Origin of the sequence: Tractidigestivibacter scatoligenes (assembly GCF_001494635.1) — a bacterium.
Classification (GTDB): Bacteria; Actinomycetota; Coriobacteriia; order Coriobacteriales; family Atopobiaceae; genus Tractidigestivibacter; species Tractidigestivibacter scatoligenes.
Genome location: NZ_LOJF01000002.1, coordinates 1 through 1148, shown reverse-complemented (window position 1 = coordinate 1148; position 1148 = coordinate 1). Strand labels below are relative to the sequence as shown.

General features: G+C 61.1%; 1 protein-coding gene and 1 pseudogene. Both read right to left on the bottom strand.

The annotated features are described in order from the left end of the window. Window positions 1-254, bottom strand: a 254-nt coding sequence (locus tag AUL39_RS11055; protein ID WP_153001568.1) for a hypothetical protein, incomplete at its 3' end; no start/stop codon positions are given. Between the two features lie 165 nt (window positions 255-419). Further along, window positions 420-1148: pseudogene (locus tag AUL39_RS11215) on the bottom strand (hypothetical protein); the annotation flags it as partial.

Sequence of the window (1148 nt, the reverse complement as noted above, 5' to 3'; positions counted from 1 at the left end):
TCGGCCCCCTCGAGGTCGCCGGTCACCTGCGGGGTGACCGTCACGGGCTCGCCGGAGGTGACGCTGGGGGCGGAGAGCTCGACGCCTGAGAACGACCACCCGGGAGTCGCCTCTGTGGACTGGAGGGTGGCACCATCCCCGTCTGGGGGATCCCCAGCGCTGGCGGCGAGTGATGCAACGGGCGCACCAAGAGCTAGACCCAGGCTAATCGCAGAAATAAACAGGGCGTTCTTCAGTCTCGCTACGGGTCTCATGGTCGCAACCTCCGGGCGGCATAAAAAATAACATCATCTTTCAGACGATTGTAAGCCCGTTAGGTTACCGGACCCTCATGATAATCACCCCATGCCGCAAGCGGAGAAAACACGCACCCGAGCGCGTAGTGAAGAATGGGCCTTGAGGCAGCGTTTACAGCCACATTAAACGAGCGATACGTTGCCAGCCCAACCCCACTTGGGCTGTCCAGCCTGACTGTAGAAGTTTAACCAGTCTCGAAGCGTCATCTCTCGCACGTAGCCCTCATCGTCATGTACCAAGCCGTTGCCTACGTAGACACCGATGTGTCCATAGAGCTTGCCAAGGCGCGTGGGCGACTTGTCAACGGCAATGACCATGCCAGCCCTCAGTTCAGAGAGGTTGGAGCTATGGCACCAGGCCCGATACATATCATTTGCGTTACCGTTATACCAGCCATAACCGGCGGCGGCGAATACCTTTGAGACCCATGCGGCGCACCAACCAGACACTCCCCTATAGCTACTCGTCTTGTATGCAGAGTCAACGACAGCCCTCTGCGCGCGGGTGAGGTACTCGATGCTTCCCGAATCAAAGGTTGCGGTGAAGCCGTTCGGGTATCTAACGTCAATCTCAACCTTAAAGTCTCCCACGTCACCGAGAGTTGATGCATCAAAGTTAACGTCACCGTCAACAGACCAATCCTGAAGCGTGCCGGAGGCGGAGCCGTCGGCGGAGGCCCAGCGGAAGCGGTAGAGGGTGCCGGGGACCTCGTGGCCCTCGAAGAGGTCGGCCGAGGCCGTCCAGCCGGAGGCGGCGGAGCCGGAGGCGGAGACCCCCGTCACGCCCCAGGCCACGACCCGCGTGGAGGCGGTGCGCCTCTCGCCGCGCGCGGAGACGGCGTCCACGTAGAG